The 17,209-nt window shown below is 68.2% G+C and carries 14 protein-coding genes, 1 tRNA gene and 1 pseudogene; 3 read left to right on the top strand and 13 right to left on the bottom strand.

Going from position 1 to position 17,209, the window contains the following annotated elements:
* The first annotated feature begins 235 nt into the window (after window positions 1-235).
* Entirely contained in the window at window positions 236-748 is a 513-nt protein-coding gene (locus tag ACFYPH_RS04750; RefSeq protein WP_387178991.1) for an HAD domain-containing protein, read from the top strand.
* Between the two features lie 111 nt (window positions 749-859).
* On the opposite strand, the gene ACFYPH_RS04745 is transcribed toward ACFYPH_RS04750, so the two are convergent.
* From ACFYPH_RS04745 to amcA (ACFYPH_RS04720), 6 genes and pseudogenes are all read right to left on the bottom strand, one after another.
* Entirely contained in the window at window positions 860-1,429 is a 570-nt protein-coding gene (locus ACFYPH_RS04745; RefSeq protein WP_387178988.1) for a kinase, read from the bottom strand.
* A 15-nt stretch (window positions 1,430-1,444) separates the two neighbouring features.
* Window positions 1,445-2,107 (bottom strand): pentapeptide repeat-containing protein, encoded by a 663-nt coding sequence (locus ACFYPH_RS04740; RefSeq protein ID WP_387178986.1) that lies wholly within the window; start codon window positions 2,105-2,107, stop codon window positions 1,445-1,447.
* 62 nt (window positions 2,108-2,169) lie between these two features.
* The gene (gene amcA / locus ACFYPH_RS04735) at window positions 2,170-2,352 is read right to left on the bottom strand and encodes a multiple cyclophane-containing RiPP AmcA (RefSeq protein WP_387178983.1); all 183 of its coding nucleotides are present in this window, start codon (window positions 2,350-2,352) and stop codon (window positions 2,170-2,172) included.
* Window positions 2,349-3,484, bottom strand: a pseudogene (gene amcB, locus ACFYPH_RS04730) (cyclophane-forming radical SAM peptide maturase AmcB). The gene amcA (ACFYPH_RS04735) and the pseudogene amcB overlap by 4 nt, the downstream one beginning before the upstream one ends.
* The gene (locus tag ACFYPH_RS04725) at window positions 3,481-3,828 is read right to left on the bottom strand and encodes a hypothetical protein (protein ID WP_387178980.1); all 348 of its coding nucleotides are present in this window, start codon (window positions 3,826-3,828) and stop codon (window positions 3,481-3,483) included. The pseudogene amcB and the gene ACFYPH_RS04725 overlap by 4 nt, the downstream one beginning before the upstream one ends.
* Entirely contained in the window at window positions 3,825-3,989 is a 165-nt protein-coding gene (gene amcA, locus ACFYPH_RS04720; RefSeq protein ID WP_387178977.1) for a multiple cyclophane-containing RiPP AmcA, read from the bottom strand. Before amcA (ACFYPH_RS04720) ends, ACFYPH_RS04725 begins: the two co-directional genes overlap by 4 nt.
* A 369-nt stretch (window positions 3,990-4,358) precedes the next feature.
* On the opposite strand from amcA (ACFYPH_RS04720), the gene ACFYPH_RS04715 reads away from it, so the two are divergent.
* On the top strand, window positions 4,359-5,585 hold the full coding sequence (locus ACFYPH_RS04715) for a helix-turn-helix domain-containing protein (RefSeq protein ID WP_387178974.1): 1,227 nt from the start codon (window positions 4,359-4,361) through the stop codon (window positions 5,583-5,585).
* Between the two features lie 6 nt (window positions 5,586-5,591).
* Here ACFYPH_RS04715 and ACFYPH_RS04710 read toward each other — a convergent pair whose 3' ends face one another.
* The 7 genes from ACFYPH_RS04710 to ACFYPH_RS04680 all read right to left on the bottom strand — a co-directional run bounded on the left by ACFYPH_RS04710 (window position 5,592) and on the right by ACFYPH_RS04680 (window position 15,179).
* Complete coding sequence (locus tag ACFYPH_RS04710; RefSeq protein WP_387178972.1) at window positions 5,592-6,266, bottom strand: YdcF family protein; 675 nt, start codon at window positions 6,264-6,266, stop codon at window positions 5,592-5,594.
* Between the two features lie 329 nt (window positions 6,267-6,595).
* A complete protein-coding gene (locus ACFYPH_RS04705; protein ID WP_387178969.1) occupies window positions 6,596-7,123 on the bottom strand; it encodes a hypothetical protein in 528 nt (175 codons plus the stop codon).
* Window positions 7,124-7,430: 307 nt separating this feature from the next.
* A complete protein-coding gene (locus ACFYPH_RS04700) occupies window positions 7,431-7,859 on the bottom strand; it encodes a hypothetical protein (RefSeq protein WP_387178966.1) in 429 nt (142 codons plus the stop codon).
* 696 nt (window positions 7,860-8,555) lie between these two features.
* Window positions 8,556-8,631: transfer RNA gene (locus ACFYPH_RS04695), tRNA-Lys, on the bottom strand.
* A gap of 67 nt (window positions 8,632-8,698) precedes the next feature.
* Entirely contained in the window at window positions 8,699-8,995 is a 297-nt protein-coding gene (locus ACFYPH_RS04690; RefSeq protein WP_354855180.1) for a DUF6582 domain-containing protein, read from the bottom strand.
* Window positions 8,996-9,107: 112 nt separating this feature from the next.
* Window positions 9,108-11,807: an RICIN domain-containing protein gene (locus ACFYPH_RS04685; protein ID WP_387178962.1), complete on the bottom strand. Its 2,700-nt coding sequence runs from the start codon at window positions 11,805-11,807 to the stop codon at window positions 9,108-9,110.
* Window positions 11,808-12,194: 387 nt separating this feature from the next.
* Window positions 12,195-15,179 (bottom strand): glycoside hydrolase family 3 C-terminal domain-containing protein, encoded by a 2,985-nt coding sequence (locus ACFYPH_RS04680; RefSeq protein ID WP_387178959.1) that lies wholly within the window; start codon window positions 15,177-15,179, stop codon window positions 12,195-12,197.
* Window positions 15,180-15,485: 306 nt separating this feature from the next.
* Here ACFYPH_RS04680 and ACFYPH_RS04675 point away from each other — a divergent pair, with 306 nt between their 5' ends.
* The gene (locus ACFYPH_RS04675) at window positions 15,486-17,159 is read left to right on the top strand and encodes a Na+/H+ antiporter (RefSeq protein WP_387178956.1); all 1,674 of its coding nucleotides are present in this window, start codon (window positions 15,486-15,488) and stop codon (window positions 17,157-17,159) included.
* Window positions 17,160-17,209: the final 50 nt, after the last annotated feature.

The following is a 17,209-nucleotide window of genomic DNA, read 5'->3' as shown; positions in this document are numbered from 1 at the left end:
AGGTGGAGATGTTGGCGAAAGCACGAAAACTCCTTGGTTGAGGGCGTGAAGTGTGTTGTTGCTGGCATGGTCGGGTCACCGGCGCGGAAGGATCCGGTGAGATCCCCCCGGCGCCGCCCCTGCCGTGGTCGCCGTCGGTGGCGCACGCCTGCCGGCAGGGAGCAGCAGCGAGACGAATGGCCTTGGGAAAGCGCGGAGGTAGACGTTGGCGGGGTGAGGGCTAGCCTCCTGGGTCATGTCCGACCCTGCGCCGCGTCCCTTGCTGTTCCTCGACGTGGACGGCACCCTCATCCCGCTCGGAACACCCACGGCGGCTCAGCCCGGCATGCCGCATGGCCACACCGAGGCACCGGCCCTACCGGCCGACGCCCATCCCCTGCTGCACAAAGTCGATCCGAAACACGGCCGCCGACTGGAGGCCCTGCCGTGCGATCTCGTGTGGGCGACGACCTGGATGAGCGACGCAAACGATGTACTCGCACCCCTGCTCGGGCTGCCACCTCTGCCCGTCGTGGACTGGCCCGACTCCGACGAGGCGGGCGTCCTGCACTGGAAGACCCGTGGGCTGGTCGAGTGGGCGCAGGGACGCCCCTTCGTCTGGGTCGACGACGAAATCTCCCACGCCGATCAGCGGTGGGTGTCGACTCATCACCCAAGTCGGGCCCTGCTGCATCGGGTCGATCCCCGTCCCGGGTTGACCGAGTACGACTTCACCGTCATCGAGAGCTGGCTCAGGCGGGCGCGGTAGGGCGAGCTACACGTCGTCGCAGTCGCCGTGCTGGGCGGACTGTCTGGCCCCTCGGGACCGACGCTGGGGAGCGGTGCGCCGCAACGGCGACCGGGGGCTGACTGAGCTGCTCTACGGGGACGGAACGTTCGGTAGCAGGTCGTCGTCGCGTCCGGTCTGGGGTAGCCCGGCGGCAGCCGCGATGGCCTCGACGGCCTCGTTCAGTCCCGTGGTCTCAGGTAGGACGAGTTCGCCCTGCCAGCCGAGGACGTCGTGAGCGGCGTACCAGCCGCTCATGTGCTCGGCGGTGAACTCGGTCGCCTGCGGGCGGGTGAGGTGCCGGCGCAGGGTCTCGGCCAGGGACACGTCGAGGTAGCAGAACAGCGACCGGCCGCGGCGGCCGTCCCGCAGGGCGGTCAACATGCCGCGGTACCGGCTGGTGTGCAGGATGCCCTCCAGCACGACGTGGTAGCCGTGGTCCAGCGCAAACCGAACGGTCTGCGCGATCAACGCCGGCGCCGCGCCGCCGGGCTTGTCCCGCTCGCGCAGCAGGATGCGACGCAGGTAGTCCGGCTCGACCAGGGCGCAGCCCCGGCCGTGCCGGCGTCGTAGCTCCCGGGCGATGCTGCTCTTACCCGAGCCGGAGTTGCCCCGGACGCAGACGAGGATCGTGTCCGAGCTGCCAGTGGATTCAGTGACCACGATGCCTCCTCTGCTTCACTCGTTGCGCACGGTGAGGTCGAGGGCGGCGACGGTCAACTGGATGAGGTCAGGAAGCTGGTCCTCGCCGAGGGTGACGCCGCGCAGGTTGTCCAGCGGCGTCTTGAGGCCCTGGAGCCGGCTGCCCCGCAGGTCGGCACCGTCAAGGTGGCAGGAATCCAGTTCCAGACCGGCAAGATCACATGACCGCAGCGCGATGCGCGGTAACCGGCAGGAAGACCACGCGCCGTTCGTGAGAGTGCAGTCGGTGAACGCGACCGAGCCGACGGCGGCGACGCGCTGGAGGGTAGCGTAGTCGAAGCGGCAGCCGCCGAACAGAACATCCTTGAGGCGTACGTCGGTGAGCCTGGTGCCGGTGAACCGGGAGCCGGTGATCGCGCACCGTTCGATGGTGATGCCGGTCAAGGTCGCGCCGGAAAAGTCTGTGCGGGTGATCTCGCAGCCGTAGAGGCTGCCGGCTTCCCAGGTGCTCTCGCTCAGGTCCACGCCGGTGATCAGGCTGCTGCGGATGCTGGCGTCCTCAAGTTGGGCGCCGTGCCACGCTGCGCCGTCGACGAACGCCTCGGTGAGGCCGTCGGCGAGGTCCGTAGTGGTGTCGAGGTCGTCCGGTTCGAGGTCCGGCAGCAGGACCTTCACGTCGCCGATCGTGGTGGTGTGCATGTGTCCTCAACCTGTGCGGGCGCGGGGTGGGCATGCCACCCCGCGCGTTCCCGTGGCCGGGGCTACTTCTTCTTGTTCCAGTTGTCCCAGCCGGGCCGACTGTCGAACTTACCCTTGTTGGCCCAGGTAGGGCGGTTGTCGAACTTTGCCGCGTCGATCGACGCTACCGACCGCTCAGGGTTGATGCCGAGGAGTTCGAGTTGCTCGGATGCGGCGTTGACGAGAACCGCGAGAGCGTTGGTCATGGTGCTCCTCCTTGAGAGGTGAGGTAATCCGCAGCGGCACGGACGAGGGACTGTCGGGTGGTCCGGCAGTAGGTCGTCTCTCGGGCGGTGAACGTCGCGTGCTCGAAGTAGCGGTTGCCGGCCTGGGCGCCACGGCAGAAGTCGTAGAAGGCGCAGTGGTCGGCGCAGTCGTTAAGGGACGTGACGAACTCGGCGACGTAGCCCAGGTCGCCGGCGCGGGCGAGCATGGCGGTGATGGGCTGAAGGAGGACGTTGCCGGCGATGAAGTCGCCGTATCGCGGCTCGGTGATGCCGAGCAGCTCCGGTGACAGCAGCACCACCTGCCCCTCCCAGGAGACGGTCGGGATCGGCTCGTACGGCGCTTGGTCGACGAGTCCGGCGCGGGTGGCGGCGAGATAGTCGGCCAGCCGGTCCACGTCGCGGATCCGCAGCGGGCTGCCGCCGACGCGACGCTCGATGAGACGCTGCCAGAACCGGTACGCGGCCTCCTCCGACACCGGTGCCCGATCGGCGCCCTCCTGCTCTTCGATGTTGAAGCCCACCGACTCGCAGCCGGGCAGGCCGGTGAAGAAGTCGACGAGGGCTTCCGCGTGGTCGATGGTTTCCGGGGTGACCACACAGATCACCGAGTACCTCAGCCCTGCGTCGGCCATGGTCTGCATGCCGCGCATGGTCCGGGCGTCCGTCGACGTGCCGGCCCGGTCGAGGCGGTTCCGGTTCAACGCGCCCGGTCCGTCGATGCTGACCCCGACCTCGAACCCATAAGCGGTGAACAGCTCGCACCACTGGCGGTTGATCAGCGTCGCGTTCGTCTGGATCTCGTGACGCACCATCCCCGCGCGCCGCAGCTCCTCGAACGGGGCCAGCAGATCCAGGAACAGCCTGATGGGTGTGGCGCTGGGTTCGCCCCCGTGCCACACGACACTCACCGGATGACTGCTGTTTTGCTGGTCGATCGACTCCGGCAAGCCTGCGCGACCGCGCCGCTCATCAGGCGGAGGGATCTCCGGTCGGGCAGGTAGCAGTAGGTGCAGTCGAGGTTGCAGAAGCTCGTCGGCTGCACGATCAGCGTGTGGAAGCTGCCGGCGACCGCCGGTTGGCCGGTGGCGTTGATGAGGCCGATGCCGTTCACGACGTGGCCTCTTCGATGCTGACGGCCGTGGTGGTACTGACGCGGTAGGCGTGGGTATGGCGGGCGGGCCAGCCGAGGAACCGATCGAACATGTCGGCGGCGCTGCCCGTCACACTTGGGTTGAGCCGGTGCAGGTCGTCGATCGCGTCGTGCAAGCAGCCGGCCAGGTAGAGGAACAGGCTCACCGGCTCTTCCCGGTACTCGGCGAGGAGCCCAAGCTTCGCCGCGCCGCAGGGCCAGGGCTGCCCGCACCGGCGGCAGAGCCACAGCGGGCGCATCGGCAGATGTTCCACCTCGGCTGGCGCGAGCCGGTTCGCCGCGAGACGGCGCTGCTGCCCGGTCACCGCTGACCGCCCTCGCGGGCCTGGTGCTCGAACAGCCGACGCCACACGAAGGTGAGCAGCGGCGGATCAGCGCGCCGCACCTGCCCCTGCGAGGACGTCCACCTGGGCTCGGGGCGCCGGGACTGGCTGGCCATCGCGTTACGCGAGACGTACACCGTCATGCCGCCACCCCCGCCAAGAACGATGAGCGGCGGGCTCGCCGGGGGAATGGCGAGCCCGCCGCCGCATCACGGCGGCTGGGAGCAGGCCGCCGATCACCCACCCACGCAGCCCTCATGGCGGTACGCAGGCGGGGAAAACGCCGAGAAAGTTCGCTCCTGGACGGGCCGAGCCAGCGGCCCAAGCCGTGGTGTGGTGCGCCGCTCATCGATCCCTCCATCTGCAGCTCCCTGTCAGTCATCCCGACACCGGCATCGACACGCGCCGGTGATCCGGGGTGAACTGAACGTAGGGGCGGTCCGTACGGAGGACCGGGAAAATCCGTACCGGGTCCGGCGGGCTTCAGCGGGCAGGGTGATGGTGTGCGAGGGATGACGGACGACATGACGATCGGCCAGCGCGTCGCCTTCTACCGGCGTCGGCGAGGGCTCTCCCAGGAGGTGCTGGCCGGTCTGGTCGGCAAGACGCAGGAGTGGTTACGCAAGGTCGAGACGAACCGGGCCGACCTCGACCGGCTGTCGGTCATACGCGCGATCGCCAAAGCCCTCGACGTGTCCCTCGGCGACCTGATCGGTGCACCGAGCCTGTTCGAGTGGTCGGACGACTCAGGGCGCGAGACCATCCCGGCCTTACGGGCCGCGCTTCACGACTATCGTCACCTCGCGCCGACGCTGGCCAGCACGGAGGACGTCGAGGCCCCCGCCCTGCGCGAGATCGAGAACGACGTTGCCGAGATCTGGACCGCCTACCAGCACTCGCGTTACGGCACCCTCGCCCGCCGGCTGCCCTACCTCATCCACGACTGCCTCACCGCCACCGAGGCGTACGACGGAGACGATGGCCAGCGCGCGCATGCGATGACCGCCTACGCCCACCAGCTCGCCGCGTTGTTCCTCACCAAGCTCGGCGAAGGTGACCTCGCGTGGACCGCCGCCAGCCGAGGGCTGGCCGCCGCCAACGCCAGCCACGACCACGTCGTCATCGGCTCGCTCAGCCGCTCCGCCGCGCACTCGCTGGCGTCCATCGGTGAGTACGCCCAAGCCCGAGGCCTCGCCGCCACGGCGGCGCAGTTCCTGGAACCACGGCTCGCCAAACCCACTCCGCAGCTGCTGTCGGTCTACGGCAGCCTGCACCTCGTCTGCGCGCTGGCCGCCGCCCGGGACGACGACCGCGCCTCCGCCGACACCCACATCACCGAGGCCGATGCCGCCGCACAGCGGCTCGGTGCCGATGGCAACCACGTGTGGACCGCGTTCGGGCCGACCAACGTGTCGATCCACAAGACGACCGTGGCGATGGAACTCGGCGACCTGCAACGCGCCATCGCCATCGGCGCCCCACTCGACACCAGCACCGTGCCCGTCGAGCGGCAGGTTCGGCACGCCATCGAAACTGCCCGAGCCCTTGCCCGGTGGAACCGCATCGACGACGCGCTCGCGGCGCTCCTGGAGGCTGAGGTCATAGGCCCTGACCAGGTGCGCTACCACCAGCTCTCCCGCGACCTCGTCCGTGACATCCTCACCCGCCCCCGACCACCTCGACTGGCCGTCGAACTCAGCGACCGGATGGGCGTCCGGTCGGGAGGGCCGCGTTGGTAGCCGGGCTCAGATCAGCCGGCTCGTGTAGCCAGCCGCCACCAGGCGCTCGAAGGCCGCCCGTACCTCGTCCGGCATCTCCTGCGGGATCGCGAACCCCCGCTGGGCGTACACCTCGATCCGCTGCGTGTCGCCCACCAGCATGTCCACCACCCGCCGCGGGTCGCCGATGCTGCGCACGTAGTCGTCCAGGTCGAGTGGGTTCGACGCGCACACCACATCGACCTCCGGCCACATCAGCCTGCACGTCGCGTAGGCCCGACGCTGTTGGTAGGGACGCGACATGATCAACACCGACTTCACCGGGATCCGGTGTTCGGTCAGCAGCTGACGCGAGTACTCCAGGTTCTGGGCGGTGTTCGTGGCACGCGGCTCCACGAGAATGGACTCCGCCGGCACACCGTGCTCAACCGCGTACTCGCGATAGTGCACCGCCTCGCCGTAGGGGAACCGCTCGATCGTTGTCGGCGCGTTCGCCCCGGTGAAAACGATCCATGGGAACAGGCTTGCCTGAAACAGCCGTGTTGCGATCACCGCAACGCCGAGGTCATGGCTGCCCAGCCCGATGCCCACGTCGCACGGGCGCAACTTGTGGTGCATGTCGTGGTATCGCCACAGCGTCTCCACGTCAGCACGGACTTCGTCCGGGAGCACGTGAGTCGGCACCGCGGCCTGCCGATCCATCAGCGCCCGCCAGGTAGGGCAAGCGCTGGAGTTTGATTCACACCCCGTCCCCTCATGGCGTCAGCGTAGGGCAGGCCGAATCAAATCAGCTACGGCTCCTCTGTCCACCGGGTGACATTCGGCAGGGCCGACACCATCAGCGCCATCGGCAGCCACTCGCTCCGTCGGCGTCAGCTTGCTTACCTGAACCCACGACGCCATCTCGTCGGCCTCGCGGATGGCCGTACCGAGCGGGGAGCGAGCCGCGCGATCTGCGGCAGTTTCGTACACCTGCAGCGCTGCTGGCGATGGTCCGCGTCCCCCATCCCGCAGGTTTCTGCCGGCCCAGCTCATTCAAGCCGCATTCTTCCGGAACGCATATGAATTGTGACGTTACGGTTTAACTCGTCGGCGCCGATTTTTTCGGAGAGCGCCGCGAAGCCTTCGAAGTATCCTAGATAGTAGCCAACGCCTCGCAATTGACGCTCAGCAATGATGCAAGGCTCAAGTTTCTTCCACAATGCTGCGCAACCGAATCCGAAGAAGGAGATCATCGGTCTGGCGGGCACTAGCCGATGTCCCACTAGGAGGCCGACGTGGTCGAAATACTGGGCGACTCGTTCACTGGGCACCCTAAGGTCGTCAGATAGATCCCTCAGTGCTGGCGCAGCGCCAGCCGGAAAGTCTTTCATCTGAAAGACCGCTCGCCGCGCCGACCTTAGCTCGTCTGTCCGATATTCCTCGAATAGCTGCAAAACTGCTGCTACAGCGTTCGCGTTCCTTGCGGAACGCCATTGTCGCCGCCCGGAGATTACAGCCACCGCCAAGGCGACGGACGAAATTATCACGGGAAGTACGTCCAAAACGACATCGATCACGGCCACGAAGTGTGCAGCACGATGAGGGCAGAAATACGAGCCCTGTCGGATTTTTGACAGCTGGCTTGTGTCCGCGCTATCGCGTGACGGGCGTTTGTGAACTGCAAAAGAGCTTCCCAGTGCGTCCCAAGATCCACCTCGAACGCCATGGGACGAAGTTGAAATCAGTTGCACTGACGAAAGCGCCTCGACGGCGCACTCAACTCGGCAGAAGCGGATACCCTATACGGTCGATGCTTGCTTCTCAGAGCGCCAGAGCCATGGCGGCTCCCACGCATTCGCTTACTACGGCCCGGCTACCTTCGAATCAACGACGATAGCTCCGGCTGGAGGAGGGAGGTCGATCAGCCGGTGACGTGCGGTGCCCGGCCGCCGGGATCCTCCGCACCTGCTCGTGCGGCCGATGGTGGTGCAGCAGGTCGACGGTAGTGATCGCGATCGGTGCCCGCAACGGCCGGCTCACCAGATCAGCGACCAGGTTGGCCTCGCGGGCCGCGTCCCGAGCGATGACCAGCACCACGCCGACCGGCAAGACCGGGTCGGTGCGCCGATAGCCAGCCAGAACAGCACCGAGCCCAGCAGTTGACCGCTCTCGTTCGGCGATCACCTCACCAACCGGGCCGGGATCGAAGTGCACCAGGAATCGCAGACACCGGCCGTCCTGCAGCCACACGCCGTACCCGTCAGCACGCAGATGCGCCAGGCCCCGCTCCCGCAGCCACACCGACGTGTCCAACGTCGTCAACCCCTGGAACAGCCCACACCGAGCGCGGGATCCTGGCGTGACACCGCGAGCAGCGGCAGGAACAGCAGGTAGTGCGCCGCGCCCCAGTCCCGCTGACCCAGACGCAACGGCACCGGCCGCCCGACGAGACGAGATCACGATCTAGCAGCTCAGTCCCCTCCCCGGCGATCCTGTACCACCAGGCGTGCGCCCGGTCCTCCGCCGACCGCTCCCTGCCCACCAGGCCCACGGTGTGCAACCAGGTGAGGTCCCGGTGCGCGGTCAACCGCGGCACCTCCGTTACCACCGCGATGTCGCTCGTGGTGGCCCAGCCGTGCAATGCCAGGAACGACAGGATTTGCTGAGACGTTTTCCATGATCACTGTTCATCGAGTCAGCCGAAGAGTTGACGATGAAAGCCGCAGAACCGGCATACCGTGTTCCGCCAAGATCGCCGGACCCCGGCTCCGAGCCCATTCGGGAAACCGCCCGCCGAGGCGATCCGGAACCACCGACTGCCGCAACCCCCGGCCGCCCGACCATCCCGCGCCGCCAGCCACCGACCTGCGTTCCGGAGCACTGCGCCGTGTACCACCACCGCCACCCTGGTCCACCGGTTCCCGAGCACCCACCGAGCGACCACCCTCCACGGCCGGGCACGAAAAGGCCCTAACCCGGTGCGAACCACCAGGTCAGGGCCTTGTTCGTTGGTGCGCCGCCAGGGACTCGAACCCCGAACCCGCGGATTAAGAGTCCGCTGCTCTGCCAGTTGAGCTAGCGGCGCTCGCTGACAACGACGAGCACGCTAACACGCCCGAGAACCGGCCCCGGAACCCATCCCCGGGCCGGTCTCAGTGCGCGGGGTTCGGCGTGTGCGGCAGTTTGCCGAGTTGGCGCCAGTCCGTCTCCGCGACGTCGACGCCGTAGTGCTTCGCAGCGGCGAGGATGTTCTGGAACGCCAGGTCGCGCTCCTTGTCGGTGACGCCCTGCACCTGGTCGAAGCGGGCGATGGCATTACGGACGTGGCTCGCGTCGGTCATCGGCTCCTTGCGCTTGTCGGGGAACGCGAAAACGCTCTCCGGCAACTCCCGCTTGTCCTTCTCCGACAGGCCGCCGTGCTTCTCGTAAGGCTTCCAGGTTGTCGTCATCACCCACCATTACCCACTTGTTGTCCGGTAGCACATGCTGCCTCGAGGAGGCGGGGACGCGGACGGCCCGGGGCCGGGCCGTCATCGGCCCGGCCCCGGTGTGGTCGGTCGGTCAGCTCCGCAGGCTCCACTGCTGGTTCGGGCCACCGTTGCACGACCAGAGGATGATCTTCGTGCCGTTGGCGCTGGCGGCGCCGTTGGCATCAAGGCAGAGCCCGGACTGGCCGTTCGTGATGGTGCCGTTGGCGTTGACGTTCCACTGCTGGTTGAGCCCGCCGTGGCAGTCCCAGATGATGACCTGGGTGCCGTTGGCCGTACCGGCCCCGGAGGCGTCCAGGCACTTGTTGCCGTACACCATCAGTTGCTTGCTGGCGGTGGAGGTCCACCGCTGGTTCGTGCCCCCGCCGCAGTCCCACAGCTGCACCTGGGTGCCGTTGGTGGTGGAGGAGTTGGGGACCTCGACGCAGCGACCGGACTGGCCGCCCACGAGCTGCCCGCCCTGCTGGCTGCCGCCGCCGCTCTGCTGCCTGACGATCGAGGTCGATTCGGCCGACCGGTTGCCCTGTGCGTCGACGACGTAGAGCCGGTACTCGCCCTGACTCGTCGGCACGGCGATGGACGTGGCGGTGCCGGAAGCCCTGGTCATCGTCGGCCCGGCGGTGAAGGTGGTCGTGCCGTACGGAGCCAGCCAGACCGACTTGGTGGCGTCGCCGGTGCTCCGGATCGGGATCGACGCCGTGGCACTGGTGACGAACGTGCTGGCCGGCAGCACGTAGTTCGGTGCGGAGAAACTGCTCGCCGGGATGATGTCCCGGTAGGCGTCCTCCAGGCCGGAGTTGGCCGCGATGCCGTACGCCGCCGCCGGCCAGACGTAGTCGGAGGAGACGAGGATGTCGGCGACCGTGCTGTTCGGCAGGTTCTTGTTCGAGACCTTGTTGATCGGGCCGTAGATCTGCGTGATGGACAGATCGTGCTTCCGCCCGAAGTCGTCCGAGTTGATCATCCAGGTGACGTTCTTGTCGATGCTCAGGACGTTGTCCCGGAAGGTGATGTACGCCGACCCCTCGTCCGGGTGCAGTCCGTACTTGTGGCCCGAGGGCACGCCCTGGAGGTAGTTGTTGGTGATCGTGGTCCCGGGCTGGCTGCCCAGCGTGTAGATCGGCGCCGTGTCGCTGAGGCGCTGGACCGTGTCGATGATGTGGTTGTAGCTGATGGTGTTGTTCCGCGCCGTCGTGGTCGGCCGGTTGGGCACGATCGAGCCCGATGACCCGTCGAAGTTCCACCAGCCCCAGCCCATCGTGATGCCCGACCAGGGGGCCTTCTCGATCCGGTTGCGCGAGATGGTGAGGGTGTCGGCGAAGTACGCCGAGATGGGGCTGTGCCCGTTGAACAGGACGGCGCTGTCGTAGATGTAGTTGTTCTTGATGTCGATGTTCTTCGGCAGCCCCTCGACCTGCGGGGAGTACTTCTCCCGGTTGGTCGACGTGCCGTCTCCGATGTAGACGTGCTGGGGATGGCCGACGTTGACGGCCGACCCCGCGATGTCGTTGGTGTAGTTCCCGATCAACTGCGTGCCCTGCACGTCGTTGACCATGCTGATGCCGTCGGCGCCGGTGTGTTGGATCCGGTTGCGTTGCAGGAGGATGCCGTCGGCGTTCTGCACCTGGACGATGCCGGGAGTGACGTCCACGTTGCGGTAGTAGTAGACGTGGAAGTTGCCCTTGGCGTACACCTGGGCGCCGAGGTTGCCCTGCTGCGCCTGCTTGAAGGACGAGCCGGCGACGTTGAACAGGTTCCAGTCGGAGTGTTGCACCGTCAGGCCGGAGAACGTGATGTTGCGCGCGTGGCTGCTCGTCGAGGTGCCGGCGACCCGCAGCAGGGTGGTGACGTTGTTCGGCGCGTAGACCGCGGCGGTCGACATGTTCTCGGCGCTGGCCTTGTAGTAGTAGACCGTCTTGGCGCCCTTGTCGAAGTAGAACTCACCGGGCGTGTCCAGGAACTCGTACGCGTTCATGACCTTGTGGCTGCCACCCACCTGGGCGTTGCCGTTGAACGCGCCCTGCGCGATGGCCGCGCCCGGTTGCTGGAACAGGGCCACCCGGTTCGCGCCGTCGGAACTCGTGGTCACCTGGCGGACTCCCACGATGGCCGTGGTCCAGGTCGTTCCCGTCTCGATCTCCAGGTCGTCCTGGTTGCGGGCGATGGCCGGGAAGTCGTTCAGGTTGTACTTGGCACCGTCGCACTGCGAGCCCGACTCCCACGCCCAGGCGGCCTGGCCGGCCGTGATGGTGTAGGTGCCGTAGCACCCGCCCGAGCTGATCGTCTTCGACGCCATGTACGCCCGCTTGTCGTTGACGTAGAGCGCCCGCAGCTTGGTGCTGCGGTCCAGCGGCGCCTTCCAGATGTTGCCGCTGTGCTGGGTCCAGCCGGTCACCTGGACGCCACCGTCCAGGACCGGGGTCTCGCCGGGATAGGCGGCGTAACTGATCCGGTACCCGTTGGTGCCGGAGTCGCTGGCGCCGAACTCGACGGTGCTGGTGACCGGATACCTGCCGCCGCGCAGGTACACGTTGATGTCGCCGGTCATGTTCGCGTTCACAGTGCGAACGGCGTCCCGTGCGCGTTGCACCGTCTTGAACGGAGACGCCAGCGTGCCGGCGTTGGAGTCGTTACCGTCCGGGGCGACGTAGTAGGTCTCCTGAACCGCGGCCGAGGCGGGCGATTGACTGATCACCACGGCCGGCAGCGTGGCGGCGACGAGCGCCGCCGCGAGCAGTGCCGTGCGGGTGGTGGTGGTTACGGCTGATCTCACGTGCTGTCCTTTCTCACTTGTCGTCGATGTGGTGCGTGATACGTGCATCGAGCGACAAGCAGGGAACAGCGACGCCACCAAGGATCGGCGGGGGGCGGGTGGTGCAGCCCGACCGCACTCTTTTGCCAATCGCTACGAAGTCTCTCGCGGAGCGTATGTCAGACGTGTGACGAATGCAATACAAGATTGGGTCTCATCTATGTCTAAATGCCTATTAAAGTTGCAAAAGACGCGGGTAAGACGAGGTGCGGTCGGGCATCATCCGATGAATCGGGCCGGGGTGCACCAGCACCCCGGCCCGAGCCGATCGGTGGCTGCTCAGCAGTGCGCCGCTCGGCGTGTCGTGTCGCCCAGCCGCCAACGATCACGAAGCACCGGGCGCATTCGTCACCGCAGCGAGAAGTCCACCACCCGCAGTGGAGAGTCGAACACCAGGTAGACGTCGTGGGTGCCGGCGGTCCGGGCCACCTCGGCGCTGACGTTCACGTACCGGTAGTCGTCGCCGGTGCTGGGCACGGTGGCCGTACCGAGCAGCCGGCCGGTGGGCGAGCCCAGCCGGACCTGGATCGTGCCGGCGCCCGCCGCCGCCCTGGCGACCCTCGCCGTGAACGTGTGGGCACCCGGGCGCAGCACGGAACCGGCGAAGGAGATCCACTGACCGGCGGCGGTGGCGCCGACGGCCGTACCCTGTGCCTTCGTCTCGTCGACGAGCCGGACTCCCGCGTACCGGTCGAAGTTCTCGGCCCGGGTGGTCCGGGAGAGGTCCCGGGCCGGGATCGTCTCGCCGCGCACCGCGACCGCCGCCCGGGCCCGGATGTCCTCCGCGTTCGCGCCGACCAGCAGGTCGTACGTGGACGACTCGACCACCCACCGGCTGCGGGTGACGTCCCAGTTCGCCAGATCGGCGACGGGCAGCCGGAGCGTCACGGCCCGGGTCTGCCCCGGTGCGAGCTGCACCCGCTGGAACGCCTTGAGCGCCCGGATCGGGGTCTTCACCCGGGAGGTGCGCTGGTGGGTGTAGAGCTGGACGACCTCGGACCCGGCTCGGCTGCCGGTGTTGGTCACGTCGACGCTGACAGTGATGGTGCCGTCGGCCGCGACCGAGCGGGCGTCGGTGCGGGGCTGGCCGTACCGGAACCGGGTGTACGACAGCCCGTGACCGAACGGATAGAGCGGCTTCGCGGTGCTGTAGAGGTAGGTCTGCCCGGACGAGATGATGTCGTAGTCCAGCAGGTCCGGCGGTAGTTGCCGATCCGAGCGGTACCAGGTCTGGGTGAGCTTGCCGGACGGGTTGCGGTCACCGAACAGGACGTCGGTGACGGCGTGCCCGGTCTCGGCGCCCGCGTGGGTGGTCCAGACGATCGCCGGCACGTGCTCCTGCTCCCACCCGATCGTGACCGGGTAGCTGGTCTGCAGCACCAGCACCGTACGCGGGTTGGCCTTGGTCACGGCCTTGACCAGCGCTTCCTGGCCGGCGCTCAACGCCATCGAGGTGCGGTCGTGCGCCTCGCGCCCGTTGATGAACGGGTTGCTGCCGACGACCAGGACTGCGGTGTCGGCCGCCTTGGCCGCCGCGACGGCACGGTCGACCCCGCTACTGATCACCTCACGCTGGAAGTGGGTTGCGTCCGCCGCCGAGGACGCCCCGAGCTTGAGGGCACCGTCGTCGCCGACCGTGACGTACGTGTTGGCGCCGAACCAGCTCTCCTTCGTCTCGTAGCCGGTGTAGCGCAGCGCGACCGTACCGTCGGCCTGCGGCTCCAGCGTGAACTGCTGCTGGACGTACCAGCCGTTCGGCTGCTCGTCGCGGGTGATGAAGGGCCCCCAGTTGTAGCCGAGGTAGCGGCCGTTGGCGGCGTTGCGCAGCGTCACCACACCCTGGCCCCAGTCCACCGCGTCGAACTGGGCGGCGAGCGAGGCGGTGGCACCGGTCGCGGCGACCGGGTCGGCGTCGGTGGTGCCGGTGGCCGTGACGTACCGGCCGGTCGCCGGGTCCTTCAGGGCGATCCGGTCCGCACCGTCGAGCCCGCTGACGCTGGCGGAGCCGCCCAGCCGCTCGCGGATGCCGTCGAGCGCGGTCACCTCGTACGGCAGGTCGCCGCCGTACCAGTCGGAGTAGAGGGTGTCGGCCAGCGGACCGAGCACGGCCACCTTGCGGGTCCGGGCCGGGTCCAGCGGAAGTGCCTGTCGGGAGTTCTTCAGCAGCACCATCGCCTCACCGGCGGCCTGACGCGCCAGCCGTTGGTGTTCGGGGCTGTTGATGACGTCCGGGGTGATACCGCCGTAGCGACCGCCTCCCGGGTCGAACTCGCCCAGGCGGAAGCGCACGTTCAAGGTCTCGCGGATCCGGGCGTCGATGTCCGCCTCGGTGAGCAGGCCGGAGGCGAGGGCCTGCTTGATGGCGGTGACGGTCGGCAGCGCGTTGGTGTCGTCGGTGATGAAGCTGTTGAGGCCGGCCTTGACGATCGCGGCGTTCCCCTCGGCCTGGTTGGGGTAGTACCCCTGCGAGGCGACGAGGTTGTTCGGTGCCCACGCGTCCGTGACGTTCATCAGGGGCTTGTCGGTCCAGCTCCGTACCACCGTCGCCAGGTCCGGGTCCACGGTCGCGGGACGGCCGTTGACCAGGTTGTACGAGGCCATCACGCCGGTCGCCGCGTCGGCGGCGATGGCCGGTTTGAAGGCCGCCCGGTCGTACTCGTTGAGCACCCGCGGAGGCACGTTCGACGAGGTGACGTCGCGCCGGACCTCGTTGTTGTAGGCCAGGTAGTGCTTGAGGGTCGGCGCGCTCTTGAGGTGGTCCGGGTCCCCGCCGGACATCCCCGAGCCGTACGCGGTGGAGATCTTCGCGGTGAGCAGCGGATCCTCGGAGTAGCCCTCCTCGTTGCGGCCCCACCGAGGATCGCGGAGCAGGTTGACCACCGGCGCCCAGAGGTTGAGACCCCAGACCCGGGGGTTCTGCGCGTGGTAGCCGCGCGCCTCGTCGCCCACGGCCGAGCCGACCCGCTGGATCAGGTCGGTGTCCCAGGTGCTCGCCATGCCCACCGGCTGCGGGAAGGACGTGCCGCGAGCCTTCACGACCGCGCCGTTGTTGTCGATGTCGGTCGACCAGGCGACCCCGTGCAGCGCCTCGGTACCGGTCTTGAACAGGCCGATACCCAGTCGGGGAACGGCCGGCTGGTACTGGTGCAGCCACGAGATCTTCTCGTCCTGGGTGAGCCGGCCGAGCAGGTCGTCGACCCGGGCCTGCACGGGCAGGTGTGGATCTCGGAACGGGTAGGTGGGTTCGGCGTGCGCCGCGCCGGGGACGGCCGGTAGGACGAGCAGTGCGAGCGCGAGCGCGGTGATTCCGCGCCGAAGGCGCCTGTTCCGCATGCGGTTCTCCTCATGTCGTACGACAGGCGCCAGGGGGCGCCGAGACCGGCGTGGCCAGGCTCGACACCCGGCTGACGGGCCTGAACGACGAATCGTCGAAGCGCTTCGACGATCCGGCCGCGTTGACCACGGCCATGAATGTGGTGATCGCCAGACTATAGACGTACACCTATGGGCGAGCAATACCGGCCAGCGGACCCGGCCGGGTCACCCCCAACGCCGACCGGGGCTGGGTTGATCTAGCGGGTAGGCTCGTTACCGCTGGTGCGGCCCGCGCCGCGCGCCGATCCAGGGGGACGTCACCAGGTGAGCGCCCATTCGATGGTGTTGTTCGTGCTCGCTGCCGTCGCGGTCATCGTCGCCGTGCGGTGGGTGGCGTCGCGCACCGGCCTGCCGGCGGCGGCGCTGCTGCCGCTCATCGGCATCGCGTACGCGCTGCTCCCCGGCCCCAACGTCAGCCTCGACCCCGACCTGGTGCTCATGGTCGTGCTGCCGCCGCTGCTCTACAGCGCCGCACTGGACTCCTCGCTGCTGGACATCCGGCGGAACCTGCGCATCGTGGTCAGCCTGTCCGTCGTCCTGGTGCTTCTCACCGGAGTACTCGTCGGCATCGGGTTCCACCTGTTCGTCGCCGGGGCGACGCTCGCCGCCGGAATCGCGGTTGGCGCCGCGATAGCTCCGCCCGACCCGGTGGCCGCCCTGGCGGTGGGCCGGCGCGTCAACCTGCCCCCGAAGATGGTCACGATCATTCAGGGCGAGGGGCTGCTGAACGACGCGACGGCGCTGACGATGCTCAGCGTGGCGGTGGCCGCCGCCGTCGGCGGGACGTTCTCGTTCCCCGCCGCCGTCGCGCAGTTCGTGCTGGCGGCAGTCGGTGGCGTCGCTGTGGGTGCGGCCGTCGCCTGGGCGAAACGGCTGGCCCGACCTCTCACCGCGGACCCGCTGCTGTCCAACGCGATCTCGCTGGCGACACCGTTCGTGGCCTACCTGCTGGGCGAGGCGCTGCACGTCTCCGGCGTGCTCGCCGTGGTGATCGCCGGGCTGATCGTCGGTCACCAGACGCCGCAGGTCGGGTCCGGGGCCGCCCGGCTGCAGACCAGCGCCGTGTGGCGGCTGGTCGACTTCCTCCTCGAAGGCTTCGTCTTCCTGCTGATCGGCCAGCAGCTTCCGGAGGTCGTCAAGGGACTGCGCCAGTACGACACGTCGACCATCGTCATCGCCGTCGCGGTGTCCGTGGGCGTGGTGCTGCTCCTGCGCCCCGCCTGGCTGGTGATGACGCAGTCGCTCCCCCGCTCCCTGCACACCCGCCTGGGTGGCATCTCCGAGCAGGACGACACCGACGAGCCGAGCACCGCACGGCAGATAGCCCGGGCCGACCGCAACGCCCGCCGCCTCACCTCCCGGGAGGTGGTGGCGCTGAGCTGGTCCGGTACGCGCGGCGTCATCAGCCTGGCTGCGATCTTCACACTGCCGCTGACCACCGACGACGGGTCACCCTTCCCCGACCGCGACCTCCTGCTGTTCTGCACCTTCGTGGTCGTGCTCGTCACGCTCGTCGGGCAGGGCCTGACCTTCGCACCGCTCGTGCGGATGCTCGGCCTGCGCGCCAACGAGACGGACCAGGCCCGCGTACGCAACGAGGCCCGTTCGGCGGCGGTGGAGGCCGCCCTGGCCCGCCTCGACGAGGTCGCCGCCGCCGAGCCGGACAGCACGGTGGCCGTCAACACCACCCGGACCCAGTTGCTGGCCCGCCTGGCGCGTTACCGCGGGCGACTCGACCTGCTCGAGCAGAGCGGGTCAGAAGAGCTACCCACCTCCCCGCAGTACGAGACGGCGCTGCGGGTCCGCCGCACGGCCCTCGACGCGCAGCGCGAGGAGTTGGTGCGCTGGCGGGACTCCGGTCGGCTGCCGGACGAGGAACTGCGGGTCCTGGAGCGGGAACTCGACCACGAAGAGTTGCTGCTCCCGAAGCGGCAGTAGCCATCCCGGCCGGTCGGTTCGCCGGCATTCGTTCCACCTTCCACCCCGGG

The sequence above is a fragment of the Micromonospora sp. NPDC005252 genome (assembly GCF_042872475.1).
Classification (GTDB): Bacteria; Actinomycetota; Actinomycetes; order Mycobacteriales; family Micromonosporaceae; genus Micromonospora.
This window is presented reverse-complemented; position numbering and strand designations above follow the sequence as displayed.